We start from the raw sequence: 16,356 nt of genomic DNA, 5'->3' as shown, positions 1-16,356 counted from the left end.
CAGGACAAGAAGCGGCATCGCACAGGCAGTTGCCAGAACGCGCGCGCGGAAATCTTCATTCCCTTCATCATCCCCATCCCTTCAGTGCCTCTTGGCTTTGACTGTCAAAAAGCACGTCCCGTCGCAAAAAGAAAATGTTTTTGCATAATCGGATCGATTTAGTCGAGCGTGAGGAAGGCTTGGACTTCGCGCAACTTGGTCGGGATCGGTCAAGGCGGATGCGCGACATGAAAGCAACATGCCCCGGCAATCCGCACCGCCGAGCCGTTATCGCCATGGCGAAACCGGCGGTGCGCATTCCAGTTTGTCCGAATTCGTCAAGCTACGGCGCCCGGCAGAGGGCATTACCATCAGGTTGAGGAAGAGGTCGGCTCAGGTCCGTTCTTGCGGCGGTTCGCCGGGGGGCGGGGCTTCTTCCTCGGTTCAGATGCGCGAAGCCGCGAACATACGGACGGCAGCGCATACAGGGGAGGTTTTTGAATGGTGCGCTCGATTTCCGCGCGATCGGTTTCCATGCTCGCGCTTGCGGCCGCCGCTGCAGGTGTGCCCGGCATGGCTCTGGCCCAGCAGCAGCCCGCCGCCGAAACGCCCACCGGCACCGAGATCATCGTCACCGCGCAGCGCCGCGCCGAACAATCGCGCGATGTGCCGATCAGCGTGACCTCGCTCGGGCAGGAGCAGCTTGCCACCGCCAACGTCAACCAGCTTTCCGATACCGCAAGGGTGACGCCGGGCCTGCGCTTCGACAGTCAGGGCCCCGCCGTCCAGCCGACCATTCGCGGCGTCGGCACCGCAATCACCACCTCCGGCGGCGGCCCCAATGTCGGCATCTATGTCGACGGCTTCTTCCAGGCCAATACCTACATGTCGGACTTCGATCTGCTGAACGTGCGCGGCATCGAAGTGCTGAAGGGGCCGCAGGGCACCCTGTTCGGACGCAACACCACCGGCGGCGCGATCATCGTCTCCACGGCCGAACCCAGCACCGAAACCAGCGCCCAGGCCAAGGTCAGCTATGGCCGCTTCAACGCCGTGAAGGCGCAGGCCTATGCCACCTTCGGCATCAGCGACCGCGTGGCGCTCGACGTGGAGGGTCTCTACCGGCGCGGAGACGGCTACTTCACCGATCTGTCCAACGATGACGACAACATCGGCAGGTATGAAAACTGGTCGATCCGGGTCGGCCTGAAGGCCGATATCACCGACGACGTCTCGCTGCTGCTGCGCTGGATCCATGCGGAGACCGACGATCCCACGACCCAGCTCGTCAATGCCTATGTCGACAAGTCGGGCGGCGCGGGCTTCTTCGACAAGATTTCCTCCGCCGGGCAGGCGTTCTACGGGACTTCGAGCTCGAAGGGCCTGCCGCTGGTCTATCTCTACGCGCCCAGTTCCACTTATGCGACCAAGCCGGGCGATGTCCTGCTGAACACGCCGGTCAGCTTCCGCACCAATTCAGACGCGCTCCAGGCCACGATAAAGGCCGACCTCGGCGTGGCGGACTTCACCTCCTACACCCAGTATCGCAAGGACCTGTCGCCCTATTACGGCGATCTCGACGCCACCGGGCTGCCGTTCTTCAACATCTACGTCGGCGTCAATGACGAGACCTGGAGCCAGGAATTCCTGTTCAATTCCAAGCCGGGGTCGCCGCTCCAGTGGACTGCGGGGCTCAATTACTTCCAGATCCGCGATACCTGGGACATCGGGGCAAGCTTCGGCGGTTCGCCTTACGGCCAGTTCGGCGGTTCGAACACCAATACGAAGTCCTACGCCGCCTTCCTCGATGCGACATATGCGGTCAGCGACAGCCTCTTCTTCACGCTCGGCGGTCGCTACAGCCACGATATCGTCGATGACGGCTACTTCGTCACCAACGCGACCACCACGTCCTATATCGGCCCCAACGGCGAAGTCGTGCCCTATTCCGGGGGAGCGGGCGTGCGCATCCCGGTCAACACGCTCAAGAACGACAGCTTCACGCCGCGCGTGGTGGTGCGCTACAAGCCGAGCGAGGAATCGAGCGTCTATGCCTCGTTCACGCGCGGCTACAAGGCCGGCATCCTCAACGTGGGCGGCTATTCGCAGCAGCCGGTGAAGCCGGAGAAGATCAATGCCTTCGAAGTGGGCTTCAAGTACGACGACCGCCGCCTCCAGGCCGACCTTGCCGGGTTCTACTACGACTACAAGAACCTCCAGGTTTCCAGCTTCCAGAGCGGCGCGGCGCAGATCCGCAATGCCGCATCCTCGGAAATCTACGGACTGGAAGCCCAGCTCCGCTACAAGGTGACGAACGATTTCAGCCTGCTGGGCGGCGCTGCCTGGACCCATGCGCGCTACAAGTCGTTCCCGAACGCCCCGTACTACAGTTACTGCGACCCGACCGTTGCGGATCTGACCAATCCGATCGCCTGCATTCCCACGGCGATGGGCGGTATAGGCCCCGGCGCGCTTACCCAGACGACGACCGATGCCTCCGGCTACAAGATGCAGCGCGCGCCCGAATTCACCGGCAATATCGGCGCCAGCTACGGTCTCGATCTTGGCGGCGGCAGGCTCATGCTGTCGGGCAACCTCTACTACACCTCGAGCTTCTATTTCGACCCCGAACAGCAGTTCAAGCAGAAGGGCTACGAAGTGCTCGCCCTGCGCGCGGAATGGACCGATCCCTCCGACCGCTACACCGTGGCGGTCTACGGCGATAACGTGACGGGCCGCCGCTATCGCACGCAGGTGCTGTTCAACACGCTTGGCACCGGCTCGGTATGGAATGCGCCGGTGACTTACGGGATACAGTTCGGAGCGAAGTTCCGCTGAGGTCAGGTCCCGCCCCGGCGAGACGCCGGGGCGATGCCGGTTTTCTGTCCGGATATGTCAAGTCTGGCGGGCATGGCGATGCGATACGGGCTTGAAAGAACCGATAACGGAGAGGAAGCATGAGCCCTGAACTGGCGGCATTCGTCGATCGCGAAGCCATCCGGGATTGTGTCGCGCGGCTGGCGCGGGGCGAGGATCGGCGCAGCGCGGAGCTTATCCGGGGCTGCTGGTGGCCCGAGGCCCGTTTCGACTACGGCGTCCACAGCGGCGATTTCGAAACCTATCTGGCATGGGTCGTTCCGGGCGCGGATGCGATCAAGGACACCCAGCACCTGATCGGCCAATCGTTCATCGAACTGGACGGAGACCGTGCGAAGGCGGAAACGCACGTCTTTTCCTATCACCGCGTCGACATGGGCAATGGCGACCGCGACACTTGCATCGGCGGCCGCTATCTCGACAGTTTCGAGAAGCGCGGGGGAGAGTGGCGCATCGCCGGGCGGGTGATGCTCTACGACTGGGAGCAGGACTGGGGCGCCGCGGCGGACTGGTCCAGGGGCGTCATGGGCTATCCCTTTACCGCTGAGCATTTCCCCGGCCGGGCCAAGGGCGATTACAGCGAGGCATGGTTCGCGGGAGATCGCGGATGAGCGCGCCGCTGTCCGGAAAGGTCGCGCTGGTCACGGGCGCCAGCCGGGGTATTGGCAAGGGCATCGCGCTGGTGCTGGCCGAGCAGGGCGCGACGGTCTACGTCACCGGACGCACCGTGCGCGAGGGGGACTATTACCTCCCCGGCACCGTCGGCGGCACTGCGGCCGAATGTGACGAACGCGGGCGCGCCAGCGGCGGCAGCGGCGTGGCGGTCGCCTGCGACCATGGAAACGATGCGGCAGTGGCGGCCCTGTTCGAACAGATCGAGCGGGAGCAGGGCCGGCTCGACATTCTCGTCAACAACGCCTTTACGCTGTCCGACGATCTGCTGGAGCCCAAGGGTTTCTGGGAAAAGCCGCTTTCCAATCTCGAGATGTGGGATGTCGGCGTGCGTTCCAACTATGTTGCGGCGTGGCATGCGGCGCGGATCATGGCGCCGCAGGGCTCGGGGTTGATCGTGGCGATCTCCGGCTTTGCTGCAGTAACTTATACTTACGGCGTGATCTTCGGTACCTCGAAATCCGCGGTAGACCGCATGGCGCGCGACATGGCGATCGAGCTGGAGCCGCACGGCGTCGCCTCGCTCACCCTGTGGCAGGGGCTGACGCTCACCGAGAAGGCGCGGGACAACCTCGCCAGGATGGGCGACCGGATGACCACCTCGATCACCTCGATGCAGGGCAGTTCGGTGGAACACCCCGGCCGCGTCGTGGCTGCGCTGGCAGCCGATCCGCAGATCATGAAACGATCGGGCGGGGAATTCGTCACAGCCGAACTGGCGCAGGAATACGGGATTGCGGACGTGGACGGCAGCGTGATCGCCTCGGCCCGCGCAAGCCGGGGCTCTCCGGTCTGGAAGCCGATTTCGGAGGTCGATTATCGTGGCAAGTGACCGTGAAAGCCGTCTCGGCGAACTGCTCGACAAGCAGGATATCATGGAGTGCCTCGTGCGGTTTTCGCGCGGGATGGATCGTTTCGATCGGGACATCTATCTATCGGCCTTCCACGAGGATGCGGAAACGGCGGCGGGGCCGTTCGTCGGCAGTGCGGCGGATTGCTGGGACTGGGCGATCCCGATGCACGAGGCGGGGCAGATCCTGACCCATCACGCCCTGCTCCAGACCACGATCGACCTCGACGGCGATACGGCCCATACCGAAACCTACTACCAGTTCACCGGCCGCAACCGCGATGAAAGCCTGTGGGTTGCCGGCGGACGCTATATCGACCGGCTCGAAAGGCGGGACGGGCAGTGGAAAATCGCGCTGCGGACCAATGTGATCGAATGGGGCTTCGTGCCGCAACCGATGCCCATTCCCTTCGCCGACGTACCCGATATCGCGCTGAACGGCGTATCGAGCCGGAACGCGGAAGACCCCTCCTATCAGGCGCCGCTGGTCAATCGCCGCGCGCCGCGCAATCCGGCCAGGGAGCAGGGCTGATGGCACGGATTTCCGACGGGCTGGTCGGCCGGGTCGCGCTCGTCACGGGTGCCAGCCGCGGCATCGGCAAGGGCATCGCCTGTGCCCTGGCCGAACATGGCGCCACGGTTTACGTCACCGGCCGAACGATGGAGGCGGGGCAGAGCGCCTTGCCGGGAACGCTGGCGGAAACGGTGGCCGAAGTGGACGCGCGCGGCGGCAAGGGCATTGCCGTGCAGATGGACCTTGCGGATGAGGCGCAGATCGCGGCCGTTTTCGAACGGATCGAGCGTGACGAGCGGCGGCTCGATCTGCTCGTCAACAACGCCATGGCCATTCCCGAGGCGATGACCCGGCGCGACGGTTTCTGGGAAAAGCCGCTGGCGGAATGGGAAGTCTGGGATACCGGGCTGCGCGCCGCCTACATCGCGGCCTGGCACGCCGCGCGGATCATGGTGCCGCAGGGATCGGGCCTGATCGCGGCGCTTTCCGGCTATGTCGGGGTGACGTACACTTACGACGTGGTCTTCGGCACGACCAAGACCGCGACGGACCGGATGATGCGCGACATGGGCCACGAACTGCGCGAAACAGGCGTGACGGCGCTCTCGCTCTGGCAGGGCTTCACGTATACCGAACGCGCGGTGGAGAACCTCAAGTCGGTGCCCGGCATGGCCAGCCAGCTCAACAGCGCGGCCGGTTCTTCGCCGGAGTTCCCGGGGCGGGTGATCGCGGCGCTGGCCATGGACCCGAACCTGCATGCCCGCTCCGGCGGGACATTCATCAACGCCGAACTCGCCGCCGAATACGGCGTGACCGACCGGGATGGGCGCACGATCCCGTCCTTGCGCGAAACCCGTGGCGCCCCGCTCTGGGAAGCGGGCGCGATCACGCACGCCTGACGGGGCGGGCTCAGCCGCCCCAGACGGTCTGCGCGTGGCGCAGGAAGTTCAGACCCATGATCTTCTCGATCCGCGTGCTCGAATAACCCTTCGCGGCGAGCAGGCGGGCCAGTTCGCGGAACTGGTCGGGGCCGCGCAGGTCGGTGACGAAGGGGTAGGTGTCCGGCCGTTCGCCCGCGGCGCTGATCCCGGCGGCCCGGCGTTCGGCGATCTCCTTTGCAAGGACGCTCTGGTAGTGCTGGAGGTCGTCGATCTGGGTGACGGTGCCATCCGTGCCGATGCCGACATGATCCTCGCCGCACAGGTTCACGGCATGATCGATGTGGCGCACCACGTCCTGCGCCGTGGCATGGCCCGAAGCGTTGAGGAAGGGCATGAAGTAGATGCCCACGAACCCGCCCTTTTCCGCCACAAGCCGCAGTTCGGCGTCCGTCTTGTTGCGGGGCAGGTCGGTTACGGCGCGGCAGCCGGTGTGGTTGATCGATATCGGCACGCGGGACAGGCGCGCCGCCTCGAGGCAGGTCCGCTCGCCGCTGTGCGAGAGATCGACCATCACTTTCGCCGCGTTGAGCCGCTCCACCACCTCACGGCCGAACGGCGTCAGGCCCCGGTTTTCCGGTGCCATCGAACCGTCGCCAAGCTGGTTCGCCGGATTGTAGGTAAGCTGGAACACGCGCACCCCAAGGCCCGCAAAGATATCGACGCGGCTCGCATCGCTGCCCATCATCGCGCCGTTCTGGAAGCCGTAGATCACGCCGACCTTGCCGTCCGCCTTGGCCTTGCGGATGTCGGCGGCGGTCAGGATCTTTGCCAGCCTGCCGCTGTTGGCGCGGATCGCGGCATCGGTTTGCGCGATTTCGCGCACGCTGAACTCGAAAGGCTCGGCAGGCCCGGAGACATATCCCAGCGTGACGTTCACCGCCGTCAGCCCCGAGGCCGCCGCTTCGGCCAGCACGCGCGGCGTGAACTGCTCCACATCGGCGCCGCTTGCGCTGTTGGGATCGGCGAGGCCGCCCAGCGCGTTGATGACGATCCAGTCGTCGATCCGGCCCTTGGCGGATGTCGCCGCAGCCATGGCCGTGCGCGGCGCGAAAGTCGCGGCGGCCATGGTCATCGCGCCGCGGGCGATCAGTGCACGCCGGTCAATCATCGTCCGTTCCCATTTCCTCGGTCGTCACGGGCTTGTAATTGGCGCGGGCATAGGCCTTGCCGCGTTTCACCGTGCTTTCGATGCTGCGAATGTTGGCGATATCCTTCAGCGGATCGGCGCCGAGCACCACGAAGTTGGCAAGCTTGCCCGCCTCGATCGATCCGGTGTCCTTCTCCTGCCCGGCGGCCCTGGCCCCTATGAGCGTTGCGGCATGGATCACGGCCAGCGGCGGCATCCCGACATCGCGGGCCATGAAGTCCAGCTCGTCGTAAAGCGCGGGCCATGGGCTGGCGGTATCGGCCTCGAAATCGGTTCCGGTCGATACCGGCACGCCCGCTTTCCATGCCTGCCGCACGAGGCGCGCGGTGGCGGCGCCGGTGCAGCGCAGCGCGCGGGTTTCCGGGTGTTCCCTGCGCAGCCGGTCATAGCGCACGAACAGGCTTCCGGTCGCATCGAGCAAGGTGCCACGCGCCAGCATGTCGCGGTAGAGCCCGGCGATCACGGGATCGTCGCCCTTCTTCGCCAGCAGGTTCTCGTGAACGGGCGTATGGTCCTCGTAGGAGGCGAGCATGACCGGTTCGAGCTGATAGGCGAGGTAGCACGCGTGGCTGACCACGTCGGGCCCGGCGGCGATGACGTCGGCCGGGCGTGTCGGGAAGACGGCGCTGTGCGCCCAGACCTTCATGCCCTGCCTGTGTGCCTCGGCGGTGAGCGCGGCGATGCGATCGGCGGGAAGGTCGGCGTAGATCTTGATCGCGGTGGCGCCGGTGCCGCGCGCCAGGGTGATCGCGGTGGGGATCGGGGTCCTGGCGTCGATCGATTGTGCCCAGGGCGCGGTGCCGGGCGTGTATCCCATGCTGACCGCGCCGACACGGGGACGCCGAAGAACGGCGGCCCGGCCATGACGGCGGCGGAATAGATGTCCGGCGCCGGAATTTCGCCGACGAGGGCCGCGCGCGCGAGTTCGCTGACCGAGCGCAGGTCGTCCGCCATGTCCCGCACCGAGGTCACGCCGCCATAGAGCAGGCGGCGGAGCTGGCCTTGCGCGCGCTTCGGGTTCGGCGGGGTCGCCATGTGCACGTGCGTGTCGATCAGGCCGGGAATGACCCAGCGCCCGGAAAGATCGACCTTGCGCGCCCCTGCGACCTCTTCCGCCGGGAGTGAACCGTGCGGACCGATCGCGAGGATGCGGTCTCCCTGGACGAGGATGTCCTGATTGGCGCGGGCGCCTGCGCCCGTGCCGTCGATCACCGTGGCGCCGCCGTAAAGCACGGGGACGACCGGTTCGGCAGCCATTGCAGGCTGGACGGTGTGCGGGGCGGCAAGGGAAAGCGCAAGCAGCGCGCCGACCGCAGCGGCCGTTCGGGTAAAGGCGATCATCCGGCCATCGGTAATGGGCGGATTACAGGGTTGCAAGCCGATGAACGGGAGTTCACCGGCCTGGTCGGGGGCCGCGCGTCAGGCGGCGCGGCGGCGGCCATGGAGCAGGAAGAGCACGGCACCCAGGACGTTCCAGCCGAGGCAGGCCAGCAGCGTCTTGTTCGGCAGGCTCGCGAAGAGATAGAGGCAGCCGCCGATCGTCAGTACGCCGACGAGAATGCCGGCGGGCACGCGGAAGGGGCGGTGCGCGCCGGGCTCGCGCTTTCGCAGCACGATCAGGCAGGTGCCCACTGCTGCAAAGGCGATGAGGGTGCCGGCATTGGCGAGCGCGGCGATTTCCGAGATCGGCAGGATGCCGGCCAGAATGGCCACGATCACCGCCGTCATCGTCGTGACCCGCACCGGGGTTCCGCGCGACGAGAGCTTTGCGAGCGAGGCGGGCAGGAAGCCGTCGCGGGCCATGGCGAGGAAGATGCGGCTCTGGCCGTAGAGGAAGCCGAGCAGCACGGTGGGCAAGGCGATCACGGCCGCGATGGCGACGACGCGGGCGACCGGCTCGCGGCCCATCTGACGCAGGATCAGGGCGAGCGGCTCGGGGCTGTCGGCGAAGCGGGTAAAGGGCATCGCGCCGATCGCGGCGGCGGCAACCAGCACGTAGACGAGCGTGCAGATCGCCAGCGAGCCGATGATGCCGATCACGAGGTCCCGGCTGGGATTGCGGGTTTCCTCGGCCGCGGTCGAGATCGCATCGAAACCGTAGAAGGCGAAGAAGATGATCGCGGCGGCGGCCATGACGCCGCGTTCGATCCCGTCGGGGCTCATCGACTTGCCGAAGCCGTAAGGCATGAAGGGGGAAAGGTTGGCGGCGTCGAAGGCGGGCAGGGCCACGGCGACGAAGAGGCTGAGCGTCAGGATCTTGATGACGACAAGCACCGTGTTGATCCGCGCGCTTTCCCGCGTGCCGAAGGCGAGCAGGCCCGCGACGACGGCGATGATGAACACGGCGGGGACATTGACGAGACCGCCCAGTTCCGGACCCTCGGTCAGTGCCTTCGGGAAGCCCACTGCGTGGAGCAGCGGCGAGGCATAGCCCGACCAGCCGACCGCGACGGTCGATACCACCAGCGAATATTCGAGGATCAGGCTCCAGCCGACGATCCAGCCTATCGTGCTGCCCAGCACCTTGTGGCTGTAGCTGTAGGCGCTGCCGGCGGTGGGCATCATCGTCGAAAGCTCGGCATAGGCGAGCGCGGCGCAGGCGCAGATGGCACCGGCGATGGCGAAGGAAACCAGCACTGCCGGACCGGCACGGTCGGCGCCGACGCCGATCAGCGTCAGGATGCCGGTGCCGACGATGGAACCGACGCCGAGCGCCAGCAGGTGCGGCCAGGACAGGGTCTTTGGCAGCGCGGCGGGCGCGGGCTGGATTGCTTCGGTCATCGTCTTGCCTGTCTTTCCCGGATATGTCCCGCATCCGGCGGGATCGCGCTTTCAGGAGCCACCGACTAGCATTCCTGCCGGGTCACGAAAAGCCGGGCGCGCCTTCCGATCCCCAAGGACATGCGGCGGGGATCACGCCGCAGGGCGGAACGCCAGCCTCGTGTCTGCGATCGTCCGGCCGAGCAGGGCGGCTTCTTCCGGGCTGTTCCAGGCGTGGAACGAGGCGCGCAGGCACTTGCCGCGCATGTCGAAATGAAAGCCCTGCGCGCTCAGCGCCGAGGCAATCGCGGCCGGATCATCGAACGCGAGGCACAGCGTGCCGCCGCGATCCGTCATGTCGACCGGGCGGCCCACGGCTTCCGCAAAAGCGGCGATGCAGGCGCGATTGCTGCGCAGGATCTCTTCCTGCCCGATCTCCAGGATCGTCTCGATCCCGGCGCGGGCGAGGGCGAATGGCGCGATGGACGGGCTGCCGCCCTGGAAGCGGCGGGCATCGGCGGCATGGCGAAAATGCCGGATATCGAAGGCGTAGGGGTCTTCGTGGCCGAACCAGCCGAGATCCAGCGGCTCGATCACGCCTGCCAGTTCGCGGCGGAGCCAGAGCCAAGCTGCGCCCGGCCCGCCGCAGAGCCATTTCACGCTCGACCCGATCACCGCGTCGACCCCCCATTCGCGAGGGGTGATCGGCAGGATTCCGGCAGACTGTGCGGCATCGACGACCGAGATCGCGCCATGATGGCGTGCCAGCGCCGCGATTTCGGCGAGCGGCGAAACCACCCCGGTGTTCGAGTGGACATGCATGGCGACGACGGCGGCGACGCTGCCGTCGATGTGGCTCTCCCAGTTCGCCGCGTCGCCCGGCGAGCGTGCGGCGGGAATGAACGCGGTCTCGAAACCCAGTCGTTCTAGCCCCGCAGCGACGAAGCCGACCGTGGGGAAGGCCTGTTCCGACATCAGGATGCGGTTCCGCCGCCCACCGCCCGGAGGCCCGAAAGGAAGGAGAACAACGCGGCCGATACGCTCTGCTGCGGGGCGACCTCGGCGGTGTCGGCGCCGATCAGCGCGGCCAGTGCGGCGCGAAAGCCCTCGATCGTCTCCAGCCATGGCCCCCAGGCGGCGCCGCCGGTCTGCTGCCAGGGTTCGAGGTAGCCTGCCTCCAGCGCGGCGCGGGCGCGGCGGGGCAGGCAGCCTACCGAGTGGCTGAGCAGATAGGGGCCGCCGGAGGGAAGGTGGAACAGGTCGCGCATGAGGGCCAGTGGGCTCCGGCTTCGGCGATGCTTTCGCGCACGCGTCCATAATCGTGGCCCCATTCGTCCGTCATCTCGACCCGGACGTCCCACAGCGCGGGGAAGAAGCGGTGCTTCGCGCCCGCCTGGAGCAGGTCGACCGAGCGGCCCTTCAGCGAAGCGGAGCCCATGCCGATGGAGCGGTGGATGAGGAACAGGTGATGCCAGCGGAACTTGCCGAACAGTTCGTCCAGCTCGATCAGCGCCTCGGCAACGACATAGGCTTCGTCATGCGCGTAGCCATGGTCGTAGACGTCGCGCACGGTGCGGCCGGCGGCGGTGAGATAGGTTGCCTCGAAGCTTTGCCAAAGATCGGGAATGATGCGCAGGAGCACGCGGAAACCGGGCGATTCCTGGCCGCTTCCATTGCCAAGCTGAAGCCGGATCTGCTGGTACTCCTTGGGCGACATGGTTTCCAGGACGTCGAGCTGGTCGATCATCATCCGCAGGAGCCGATGACAGCGGGCGAGCAGGGTGGTGACGCGCAGAGCGTGCCCGGCGCGAAGATACTCGTCCACCTCAACGATGGTATAGGCCATGAGTTTCATCCAGAGCTCCTCGACCTGATGGACGATCTGGAACTGGAGTTCGTCCCGGTTGCACAGCTCGTCGAAGGGCTTCTGGCAGGACAGCAGGCGTTCGGTGTCGAGATAGAGCTCGTAGTCCAGCGTCGCGGGCGCTTCGAGCAGTTCGTAGACCTTGCGGCGTTCCATATTGCCTCCCAATCCTTTGTGTGAGAGGACGTTTAGCACTGCGGTTCCGGGACATTGGCCCAAATATCGTGGCATTTCCGGTGGTCACGGAACGTATGGTAACATATAGCAGGTTTTGGAGAGCGAACGTTCCGATGCGAAAGCCGCTGGTCCTCGATGCCCTCGACACCCGCCTGCTCGAAGCGCTTGAGCGTGATGCCCGGCTCAGTTTCGCCAGCCTGGGCGAAAGGCGGGACTGTCGAAGACGCCAAGCTGGAAACGCGTGCAGGCGATGGAGAAGGCGGGTGTCATCACCGGGTATCGGGCCACGATCGATCCGGCCGCGATCGGGCTTTCCACCAGCGCCTTCGTCCATGTTTCCATCGAGTTCGACCATCACGAGGCATTCGAACGCGCCGTGCTCGATCAGCCGGCGATCCTGGCATGCCACGCGACGGTGGGCGATTTCGACTATCTGCTGCACGTCATGACCGGCGGGGTGCCGGAACTGGACGAGTTCCTGCGCCACCGGCTGCGAAGACTCCCCGGCGTGCGGCACTTCAACACGACATTGGCCATGCGGGACATCAAGCCCGGCGCCTATCTCACCGATGCGGCGTCCTGAACGCCGGAGATTTCTTCCCGAACCGGCAAATGTTGCGAATAATTCGCATTAGCGTATAAGGCGCGGCATGGCTCGCGTCGCAGATCAGGTCTCGGTTACCAGGAAGTGCATGGCCGCCGCGATGGCAGCCGGGTTCCATGTTCTGCTGGGGGCGGTGCTGTTCATGCAGTGGCGCCTTGGCCCGGCCCCGGTTCAGCCGCCTTCGCCGCCTGTCACGGTCGTGCGGCTCAAGGCCCTGCCGGCCGCGCCGGTGCGCATTCTTCATCCCTCGCGGCCCAAGGAAAGCCGGGAGCCCCCGGTTCCGGCCCGCACATTGCCGGTCGCCCCGGCCATGGCGGCGCCCTTGCCCCGGCTCGTGCTGGCGCCGCCGGTGGAATTCGCGCCCGCCGCGCTGACGTTTGAGCCGGTGCGGATGGCTGTCGATGCGGTGGACGTGCCGCCTCCCCCGCAGCCGCGCAAGGGCGACACCACTTTCGAGGGCCTGCTGCTCGCCCGGATCGAGGAGATGCGCCGCTATCCTGCCGATGCGCTCAGCCGCCGGCAGCAGGGCGTGGTGCAGCTCCGCTTCCGGATGAACCGGAAAGGCGAAGTGCTTTCCGCGCAAGTGGTGGGCCGCTCGGGCTTTGCCGCGCTCGATGCCGAGGCGCTTCGCATGGTGCGGCGCGCGGAACCCCTGCCGCAAATCCCGCGCGACCGGCCCGACGAACTCGACGTGTCCGTGCCGATCGAGTTCAGCCTGAACCGCAGGGAGCGCTTCGCTCAGGCCAATTGAAGCCTTTCCGCGTCGCGAAGGCGGAGCCGCGCCTGCTGGCGCGCCGCGCTGCCCTTGCCATCGGCGATCAGGGACTGGAGATCGAGCAGCGCGCGGCCGGTCGCCATGCCGCCGTTGCAGGCGATGAAGCGCGGCTCCCACACCGGGCAGAACTTTTCCTTGTAGTTACGCAGGCCCTCGAACCCGTAGAAGGCCTCCCCGTGGCGGAACAGCATCCCCGCAGCGCGCGCCCATGTCGGCGCGAGCCGCCGTGCCTCGATACCGGAGAGCGGGGCAAGGCCGAGATTGAACCACTGATAGCCTTCCTGCCGCCCCCAGAGCATGAGCCGGGTGAACAAAAAGTCCATGCAGCCGTAAGGCACTTCGGCGCAGTGCCGCATGAGATCCACTGAAAGCTCCTCGCGGCCCGCCGTCTTCCAGAGATTGGCGAAAGCGACGATCCGCCCCTCGCAGCGGACCACGGCAATGTCGCAGCGGGCGATGTAGTCCGCCTCGAAACGGCCGACGCTGAAGGCTTTCTCGCGCTGGCCCTTGGCGTGCAGCCAGGCGTCGGAAACGGCGCGCAGTTCGCCCATGATCGCGCCGGTGCGGGCGGCCGGGACGATGGCGAATTCCGCGCCTTCGCGCTCGGCGCGGCGCATGGCGTGGCGCAGCGGGCGGGCGGCGGGGCCGTCCAGCCCGAATTCGGCCAGCGGCACACGGGCCTCTTCGCCGTACTTCATCAGTTGCAGGCCCATGTCGATGGCGATGGGCAGCACGGCGGGGGTCACCTGATAGAGCAGGACGCGGCCCTGGTTGGCATCGGCGCGCTCGCGCAGGCGCCAGAGCAGTTCGGGCCAGTCGGACGGATCGCCCACCGGGTCTCCCATGACGATCCAGGAATGGCCCTGCACCTGATACATCAGCATGCTGCGGCTGTCGGGTCCGGCAAGGAACAGCTTGTCCCCGGTCAGCGCCAGCATCGCCTCGCTGCGCACCGCATGGGTCAGCGCCTGCGCCACGTCGACCGGGGCGTCTCCGGGCTGGACTGCGTGGCGGGACGGGCGCAGGAACGCCAGCAGCACGAAAGCGCCGGTCAGCACCGCCACTGCGAAACTCGTGCGCATGTAGCGCGAGGCATCGCCCGACCATGCGAACTTCCACCAGAGGCTGCTGCGATAGGCGGGGAAGGTCTGGGTGAAGTAGCCGATCACGATCATCAGCGCGATCGTGGCGACCATAGCCATGATCCAGTTCACGCTCATCACGTCGGTGGTGAGCGCGGTCCGCCGCCAGAAACCCTTGCGCGCCAGTTGCAGAACGCCCGCTACCGCCAGCAGGGTGAGCGCCTCTTCATAGTCGAGGCCTTTCGCCAGCGAAAAGCAGGCTCCGGCCAGCAGCAGGGCGCGGGTCAGCAGGAAAGCCGCGTCGAGCCGCCGGTAGAGCGCGGGGGCGAGCAGCAGCAGCGTGGTTCCCACGAGGCTGGCGGCGATCTGGGAGGCTTCGACGAAAGGCAGCGGCACCACGCCCCGGATCGCCGCCATGCGTTCGGGCAGCGCCGGGGTCGTGCCGGACAGCAGCAGGATCGCTCCGCCGAAGAACACCAGCAGCGCGATCACGCGCGGCGCGAGGCCGACGATCATGGTCTCCGCCGCGCGCGCGGCAAGGGCGGCCGGACGGCGCCAGCGCGCATGTTCGTGCCGCACCAGCAGCACGAGGGCGAGCGCCAGCGGCAGCAGGTAATAGACGATGCGGTAGACCAGCAGCGCGGCGAGCAGTTCTCCGGGCGGGATTTGCGGGCAGAGCGCGACGACGGTTGCCTCGAACACGCCGAGGCCGCCGGGAACGTGGCTCACCAGCGCGACGACGATGGCCAGGACATAGGCCAGCAGCAGCGGCGGATAGAGCGCGATGGCGAGGTGCGGAAGCAGGACGTAGAGCGTGCCGCAGGCGGCGGCGATGTCGGCCAGGGCGACCAGCGTCATGCGGGCAATGGCGGCAGGGCGGGGCAGGTGCCAGCGCCGCGCCATCAGCGTGGCGCCCACCAGCAGCGCCAGCAGGCCCGCGCCTGCCGCGTGCTGCGCGCCCATCGAGACGACGTGCCCGGCGCGGCAAGCGGACGGCGGTGGACCAGCAGCGCCAGCGAGGCCGAGGCGAAGACGCCGGTCCAGAAGGTCACCCCGGCGATGGCGGTCACGCGCGCGACTTCGCCGGTGCCGAGGCCTTTCGCACCGTAGATGCGCAGGCGCGCGGCTGCGCCGGTAAGGATGCCGAAGCCGAGATTGTGGCTCAGCGTGTAGCTGGTGAAGGAGGCGAGCGCGGCCGTGCGGTAGGGCAGGGGGCGGCCGATCGTGCGCAGGGCCATGACATCGTAGGCGGTGAGCAGCAGGTAGCTGCCGGCCGTGAGCGCGAACGCCGCCGCGAGCCGCCAGCCGGGGATCGCCCGCGCGGTCCGCAGCACGGCGTGAATGTCCAGCGATGTGGCCAGCCGGTGCAGGCAGAGCGCAGCAAGGCCAAGCACCAGCGCGGCGACGGCGAGCTGGGCGGGAACCGCCAGCCGCGCTGCCAGCGACTTGAGGTGCGCGTTCACGGCCGGCGCGTCCATGTCTGCGACTTGCAGAGCAGGCCGTGCAGGATGCAGCCGCTGATCTTCAGGTGCGCGGGATCGCTCTGGTGAATGCGGGAGAAGAAGCTTTCGCCCATGTCGGGCACATAGACCTCGCCCTGCCAGGCGCCGCTGCCTTCGGGATGATAGTCGCGCAGGAGCTGGGTGCCGACCAGATGGGGCACGCCCGCATCGGCGCATCCGCCAGCGCCTGCCCGCCGACCCAGGTGACGGTGCCGCAAAGCATGGCCCCGCAGGGCGCCACCGAAACCTCCACGTCGCCGTGCGGATTGAGCCAGCGTCCATAAGGGCTGGGCGCGTTCGACGGCTGGGCCGGGGCGGTCGCGGCGAGGGCGATGCCCAGTACCGGAAGGAGGAAGCGCAGGGGAAAGGGAACTCGGATCATCGGGCAGTCTCCGGACCGGAAGGCACGAGGCGGGCGATCGCCTGATGAATCGCCCCGAACAGCCGGTCGGCATCCTTGTTGAGATAATGGTCGCCGGGCAGGACGATCTGCGTCAGCCGCGGCAGGTGAAGCAGGCCCAGTCGGCCCGAAGCTGCGATTTTGGCCATGTTGAAGAACAAAGATTGAACATGGCGATCTACCAGGCTCGCTCTTGTCCTCCAATCTCGTAA

General features: G+C 66.9%; 18 protein-coding genes. 7 read left to right on the top strand and 11 right to left on the bottom strand.

What is annotated here, in order from left to right; genetic code table 11:
• Positions 1–480 precede the first annotated feature (480 nt).
• The 5 genes from ADT71_RS01855 (at position 481) to ADT71_RS01835 (ending at position 5,791) form a co-directional block, all read left to right on the top strand.
• The gene (locus ADT71_RS01855; RefSeq protein ID WP_054434575.1) at positions 481–2,817 is read left to right on the top strand and encodes a TonB-dependent receptor; all 2,337 of its coding nucleotides are present in this window, start codon (positions 481–483) and stop codon (positions 2,815–2,817) included.
• 119 nt (positions 2,818–2,936) lie between these two features.
• On the top strand, positions 2,937–3,467 hold the full coding sequence (locus ADT71_RS01850; RefSeq protein ID WP_054434573.1) for a nuclear transport factor 2 family protein: 531 nt from the start codon (positions 2,937–2,939) through the stop codon (positions 3,465–3,467).
• On the top strand, positions 3,464–4,360 hold the full coding sequence (locus ADT71_RS01845; RefSeq protein WP_054434571.1) for an SDR family NAD(P)-dependent oxidoreductase: 897 nt from the start codon (positions 3,464–3,466) through the stop codon (positions 4,358–4,360). The genes ADT71_RS01850 and ADT71_RS01845 overlap by 4 nt, the downstream gene beginning before the upstream one ends.
• Positions 4,350–4,910 carry a nuclear transport factor 2 family protein gene (locus ADT71_RS01840; RefSeq protein ID WP_054434569.1) on the top strand — a complete coding sequence of 187 codons (561 nt, stop codon included), beginning with the start codon at positions 4,350–4,352 and terminating at the stop codon, positions 4,908–4,910. Before ADT71_RS01845 ends, ADT71_RS01840 begins: the two co-directional genes overlap by 11 nt.
• Positions 4,910–5,791 carry an SDR family NAD(P)-dependent oxidoreductase gene (locus ADT71_RS01835; protein WP_054434567.1) on the top strand — a complete coding sequence of 294 codons (882 nt, stop codon included), beginning with the start codon at positions 4,910–4,912 and terminating at the stop codon, positions 5,789–5,791. The genes ADT71_RS01840 and ADT71_RS01835 overlap by 1 nt, the downstream gene beginning before the upstream one ends.
• 10 nt (positions 5,792–5,801) lie before the next feature.
• Here ADT71_RS01835 and ADT71_RS01830 read toward each other — a convergent pair whose 3' ends face one another.
• The 7 genes from ADT71_RS01830 to ADT71_RS01805 form a co-directional block, all read right to left on the bottom strand.
• Positions 5,802–6,905, bottom strand: a complete 1,104-nt coding sequence (locus ADT71_RS01830) for a dipeptidase (protein WP_054434577.1) — start codon at positions 6,903–6,905, stop codon at positions 5,802–5,804.
• A 28-nt stretch (positions 6,906–6,933) separates the two neighbouring features.
• On the bottom strand, positions 6,934–7,626 hold the full coding sequence (locus ADT71_RS35350; RefSeq protein WP_369818144.1) for an amidohydrolase family protein: 693 nt from the start codon (positions 7,624–7,626) through the stop codon (positions 6,934–6,936).
• On the bottom strand, positions 7,623–8,321 hold the full coding sequence (locus ADT71_RS35345) for a hypothetical protein (protein WP_369818143.1): 699 nt from the start codon (positions 8,319–8,321) through the stop codon (positions 7,623–7,625). The genes ADT71_RS35350 and ADT71_RS35345 overlap by 4 nt, the downstream gene beginning before the upstream one ends.
• A 78-nt stretch (positions 8,322–8,399) precedes the next feature.
• On the bottom strand, positions 8,400–9,761 hold the full coding sequence (locus ADT71_RS01820) for an amino acid permease (RefSeq protein ID WP_054434566.1): 1,362 nt from the start codon (positions 9,759–9,761) through the stop codon (positions 8,400–8,402).
• A gap of 132 nt (positions 9,762–9,893) precedes the next feature.
• A complete protein-coding gene (locus ADT71_RS01815; RefSeq protein ID WP_054434564.1) occupies positions 9,894–10,715 on the bottom strand; it encodes an aminotransferase class V-fold PLP-dependent enzyme in 822 nt (273 codons plus the stop codon).
• Complete coding sequence (locus ADT71_RS31840; RefSeq protein WP_054434562.1) at positions 10,715–11,008, bottom strand: hypothetical protein; 294 nt, start codon at positions 11,006–11,008, stop codon at positions 10,715–10,717. The genes ADT71_RS01815 and ADT71_RS31840 overlap by 1 nt, the downstream gene beginning before the upstream one ends.
• Positions 10,951–11,760 (bottom strand): tryptophan 2,3-dioxygenase family protein, encoded by an 810-nt coding sequence (locus ADT71_RS01805; RefSeq protein WP_082370086.1) that lies wholly within the window; start codon positions 11,758–11,760, stop codon positions 10,951–10,953. Before ADT71_RS01805 ends, ADT71_RS31840 begins: the two co-directional genes overlap by 58 nt.
• Before the next feature lie 271 nt (positions 11,761–12,031).
• Here ADT71_RS01805 and ADT71_RS01800 point away from each other — a divergent pair, with 271 nt between their 5' ends.
• The gene (locus ADT71_RS01800) at positions 12,032–12,364 is read left to right on the top strand and encodes an Lrp/AsnC family transcriptional regulator (protein WP_231635490.1); all 333 of its coding nucleotides are present in this window, start codon (positions 12,032–12,034) and stop codon (positions 12,362–12,364) included.
• A 67-nt stretch (positions 12,365–12,431) separates the two neighbouring features.
• Complete coding sequence (locus ADT71_RS01795; protein WP_132469544.1) at positions 12,432–13,136, top strand: energy transducer TonB; 705 nt, start codon at positions 12,432–12,434, stop codon at positions 13,134–13,136.
• Here the strand turns inward: ADT71_RS01795 and mprF are convergent.
• The 4 genes from mprF to ADT71_RS01780 all read right to left on the bottom strand — a co-directional run bounded on the left by mprF (position 13,124) and on the right by ADT71_RS01780 (position 16,293).
• On the bottom strand, positions 13,124–15,205 hold the full coding sequence (gene mprF / locus ADT71_RS01790; protein WP_156336402.1) for a bifunctional lysylphosphatidylglycerol flippase/synthetase MprF: 2,082 nt from the start codon (positions 15,203–15,205) through the stop codon (positions 13,124–13,126). The genes ADT71_RS01795 and mprF overlap by 13 nt on opposite strands.
• Positions 15,145–15,720: a UPF0104 family protein gene (locus tag ADT71_RS31005; protein ID WP_156336400.1), complete on the bottom strand. Its 576-nt coding sequence runs from the start codon at positions 15,718–15,720 to the stop codon at positions 15,145–15,147. Before ADT71_RS31005 ends, mprF begins: the two co-directional genes overlap by 61 nt.
• Positions 15,702–15,905, bottom strand: coding sequence for a DUF2147 domain-containing protein (locus ADT71_RS32605; RefSeq protein WP_231635489.1), 204 nt, complete (start codon positions 15,903–15,905; stop codon positions 15,702–15,704). The genes ADT71_RS31005 and ADT71_RS32605 overlap by 19 nt, the downstream gene beginning before the upstream one ends.
• A 217-nt stretch (positions 15,906–16,122) precedes the next feature.
• Positions 16,123–16,293 (bottom strand): hypothetical protein, encoded by a 171-nt coding sequence (locus tag ADT71_RS01780; protein WP_156336398.1) that lies wholly within the window; start codon positions 16,291–16,293, stop codon positions 16,123–16,125.
• Positions 16,294–16,356 lie beyond the last annotated feature (63 nt).

This window comes from Novosphingobium sp. ST904 (assembly GCF_001298105.1).
In the GTDB taxonomy this organism is placed as follows: domain Bacteria; phylum Pseudomonadota; class Alphaproteobacteria; order Sphingomonadales; family Sphingomonadaceae; genus Novosphingobium.
Note: the sequence above shows the minus strand (reverse complement) of the source record. Positions and strands in the feature narration are given on the sequence as shown.